The sequence below is a fragment of the Bradyrhizobium sp. genome, from assembly GCF_017881085.1.
Lineage (GTDB): Bacteria > Pseudomonadota > Alphaproteobacteria > Rhizobiales > Xanthobacteraceae > Bradyrhizobium.
Genome location: NZ_JADGRI010000401.1, coordinates 1 through 4,137 on the forward strand (window position 1 = coordinate 1; position 4,137 = coordinate 4,137).

General features: G+C 58.1%; 3 protein-coding genes. 1 reads left to right on the forward strand and 2 read right to left on the reverse strand.

Annotated features, from left to right (window positions below; genetic code table 11):
• Positions 1 to 9 precede the first annotated feature (9 nt).
• Positions 10 to 1,539 (reverse strand): cytochrome B6, encoded by a 1,530-nt coding sequence (locus QZ213_RS25435; protein ID WP_291688823.1) that lies wholly within the window; start codon positions 1,537 to 1,539, stop codon positions 10 to 12.
• A 597-nt stretch (positions 1,540 to 2,136) separates the two neighbouring features.
• Between QZ213_RS25435 and QZ213_RS25440 the strand changes: the two genes are divergently transcribed.
• Positions 2,137 to 2,646, forward strand: coding sequence for a hypothetical protein (locus QZ213_RS25440; protein WP_291688824.1), 510 nt, complete (start codon positions 2,137 to 2,139; stop codon positions 2,644 to 2,646).
• 82 nt (positions 2,647 to 2,728) lie between these two features.
• On the opposite strand, the gene QZ213_RS25445 is transcribed toward QZ213_RS25440, so the two are convergent.
• Positions 2,729 to 3,289, reverse strand: coding sequence for a type 1 glutamine amidotransferase domain-containing protein (locus QZ213_RS25445; RefSeq protein WP_025573610.1), 561 nt, complete (start codon positions 3,287 to 3,289; stop codon positions 2,729 to 2,731).
• Between the last annotated feature and the right edge of the window lie 848 nt (positions 3,290 to 4,137).

A 4,137-nucleotide genomic window follows, 5' to 3' on the forward strand; every position in this document is an offset into this window, starting at 1 on the left:
CCGCGACGGTCAGAGGGTGCGAAGGAACGCGACCAGATCGCGCTTCTCCTCGCCGGTCAGTTTCGTTCCGAGCACCAAATTGAAGAACTCAACCGTATCATCGAGCGTCAGCAAGCGCCCATCGTGCATGTAGGGTGGCGAATCCTTGATGCCGCGCAGCGGGAAGGTCTTGACGGCTCCGTCGCCGACTTCATTCAAACCGTTGATCATCTCCGGCTTGAAGAAGCGCTCGGTCTTGAGGTCGTGCATCAGGTTGTCGGTGTAATAGGGCGCGGCGTGGCAGGCATCGCACCGGCCCTTGCCAATGAATATCTCCTGGCCGCGCAGCTCGGCGGGCGTGGCCTTGCCCGGATCGAGCCTGCCGAACACGTCGAGTTTTGATGCCGGCGGGAAGCCCAGTTCCTCCTGGAATTCCGCCATCAGGTTGACCTGGGTGAGTCGATCGAGGGGGTTCATGCCTTTCTTGGCGGCGATCACGTGGTCACCGTCGAAATACGCCCCGGCCTGCTCGAATTGGGTGAAATCCTCGACGGTCTTGAGCGCGCGCTGCGAGCCAAACAGCCGCTGGATTTGCACGCCGCGCAGCGTCGGAGTGACGACGCGATGACGGGATTCCCCAGGACGGGCATCGGGAGCAAGGTGCGTGGCCTTGTTGGTATGGCCGTTCGAGTGGCAGTCGAAGCACGCTGAGCCGCGGCTCGGCAGCTCAGAACGGCGGTCCTCGGTGAGATTGAACTGCTGCTGCGGGAACGCAGTGAGGAGCAGCCGCAGCCCTTCTAGCTGCTTAGGAGGGACAATGCCGTTAAACAGCTCGTAATAATTCTCGATTGTGACGAGCTTGCCTTGCGAGACGTCGCCGAGGTCGGTGCGCTGATTGAGGTACATCGGCGGGGGGAATTCCGGCAGGAAATGATCAGGGATATCGTAGTCGACGTCGAAGCGTGTGAGATCGCGTCCTTCCTGCCGTTTGATCTCGTCGATAAGGAAGCGTGGAAACACGAAGCCGCCTTCCTGATGCTTGGGGTGTGGCAGCGGATAGAATCCTTTGGGAAACGCGTTCTGATCGCGAATCTGCTCCGGGCTCATATTCGCAAGAGCCTCCCACGTCTTTCCTGCCGGGAGCTTGACGCGAACTCCTTCCTGCACCGGTTTTGTGCGGTCCATGGTGATGCCGGCCGCCGGCCGATCGCTCAGGTCATACCGCTCGTTGAGAAGCGCCATGTGCTCGCGCGTGGCATCGGGCTTCTGCGCGGACAGCCTGGCGAAGATCGCCGAGAACGGCTCGGCGATGTCGACCGGCATGTAGCTCGACTTGCCGCGTGGCCCTTGCTGCGCGTAGGCGAAGCCGAACGCAAGGATGACGGTGGCAGCCGTCACTCCGGCCAGAAGTTTTCGGGTTTTCGCTGGGATCATGGCGCTCTCCTTGATGTTTCTCCTTGATAGACCGGCACCACGCGCGCCCAGGCGACGCTCGGGCGTGCAAATGGTCAGCGCTTCTTGCACCGGCGTGTGCCCGCCGACGGCACGACTGCCGCCCATTACTTGCACACGACAGCCTCGGCGCCTCCGTTCACAGGGCGGCTTCAGCGCATAGCCTATGCGCGAAAAATCGAAAGTGAAATGCGTCCCGGAATTTTTATTTCGATCTTACGTGAGGCACACTTACCTTTCCAAGAACGACTACAGCAGCAACAGGCCGCACACAAACCTCAACGAGACTCACCCCACGCAGTTCGCAAGCCGCCTGATGCGGCCATGACAATTCTCGAACCTTTCAACTCCACCTAACTAAGTGTGGACGGCCTAGTCAAGGCGATAGCTTGTGATCAGCGGCTCCAAAAAACACAATCGCCAAACGCTTGAAAGACATCGGGCGCCACGGGAGCAACGCGGCAATGACTGTCCGCTGCTAGGTTCGAATGGCAGCTATTGGCACAAAGCGTCAGTTTGCGCGGTGCAAGGCTATGTCCGGAGTTGGGGGTAAAGCCGACTTGCCGGTTGAACGCCCGGACTTCTCACTTTGATCCTCAACGGAAGTATGAAGCATCGTCTCCACAACGAGGCGAGCGTGCGGTCTGTAGTCTATAGTCGCCTTCGGAACACAAGATGATCTGCCCTGATTTAGTGAGGTGTCCATTGGCTCCAACAATCCGTCCAATAAGCAGTTCGTGCCTGGCCCGGATCGAGACCGACGACCGCCTCGTGGTGCTCGCCAGGACGATGCATTTACGCGATCCCGGAATGGAAACTGCGCTCAAGGACAGCGCGGTCAATTGGGCGCGCTTCGGAGAAACATGCCTCGGACAGGCGCTCTATCGGCACCGCGCTATCTTTCAGAACGCCTCGGAAGCACCGGTGTGGAGCCATCTCGAACTGAGCTACTTTCGCAGCTTGGTTCCGGGCGATGCAATACTAGACCTCGTGGTCAAGCAACAACCGGCGACGTTGGACTTGCTTCGCGCCGAGATTCTCCTGACGACCGCCTCGTCCTTCATCCTTCCTCGCGATTGGCAGGGCTCAACCGATCGGCCGGACCGGCAGGCATCACTGGAGTTCATCCAGGTGGAACCTGCATTTTTCGGCGAGTACCGGGACGTCATGCGGGACTATTGTGGCCCTGCCGCCGCGAAGCTGCGCTGTGCGTAGCGGGCGGGCGAGCACCGAAGGGCGGTGCTCGCCCCAAAATCGCCGCCGCTCCAGTGGAAGACTTTGTCACCGCCGCGCACACTTAGGCCGCGCTGCGCTGCGGGTGTTTGCCTTCCATCATCTCCTCGATGATCTTGGCCGAAAATGCTTCGAGATCGCCGGGATTACGCGAGGTCACCAAGCCCTTGTCGACGACAACTTGGGAATCTTCCCATTTGCCGCCAGCATTGACGACGTCAGTCTTGATGGATTTGTACGACGTGACCTTGCGATCCTTGATAATGCCTGTCTCGATCAGCAACCACGGCGCGTGACAGACTGCCGCAACGACTTTCTTTTGATTGAAGATGTCCTTGATAAAGGCGAGCGCCTTATCATTGATGCGCAGCAAATCTGGATTGATCTGGCCCCCCGGCAGCACTAGGGCGTCGTATTCATTGGCAGACACTTGATCGAGTGTCTTGTCCACCTTCACTGGACGGCCCCAATTCTTTTTGTCCCATCCTTTGATTTCACCACCTTCTGGCGACACAATATCAACGGTGGCACCGGCTGCCTTCAACCGATCGCGCGGCACTTCGAGTTCCGATTGCTCAAAACCGTTGGTGGCGAGTATGGCGATTTTTTTGCCTGAGAGTTGCATAGCTTGCTCCTTGTTCGGAAAACATCCCCCGCTTTTAACGGGCGCGGCGCGCGGATGTTCCCAGGCGCCGTCAAGTCAATGAACAGAGGGCGCACCAAGGGCGATCGTAGCTTCGCCTCACAGCGCGGCGGCCATACCAGAAACATCGCAGGTAAGGGAAGCAAGCATGCGCCTCCAACAGGACGCCGAGCGCCCGGATGGGCAATCCTACTTGATCTATGTCAATGCGAGCTCAGGACAATCGGGAAAACTGCGCTTTGAAACGACTTCTGTGTCCTAATTTGAGGGAGGAAGTGTCCTAATCTGGAACTAAATGTGACGATCGGAATTAATTGATTGGTTTGCATCGCAGGTCGTTGGTGATTGAGGGTCAAAACCGCGCTCCTGCCTATATTGAGCATTCGCTATGTCGCTGGCTGATGTTACTGCCGCCCCGCCGCAAGTACTTACACTGCCACCGTGTTGTAAGTGCTGGGAGCGAATGGTGCTCACTCACATAGAGAAAGCGTCTGACGGCGTCGAGCGGCGCACATTCGAGTGTCCGCGCTGTAATCACACCGGGCTTATCCTTGTGAACTCCAAGTAGGCCGCCTCATGTGTGGATGGGTGCGCCGGGAGACCGGCGGAAGGTAGACGGTGCAAGTCCGTCAGGTGAAGGCGTAGCGAAGGATGCGAAACTAATAGCAAAATTAGCACGCGGGGTTAGCTTTAAGCTCGCCTCCAATTAGAAGGCTATGCATAGAGTGACAATTTCGGCCAATTCGCTGGATGCCGACGAGGGCAGGTCGATGACCGCTGCCCAAACGAAAAAGCGCAACGTCCTCGTTATAGAGGACGAGCCAATCCAT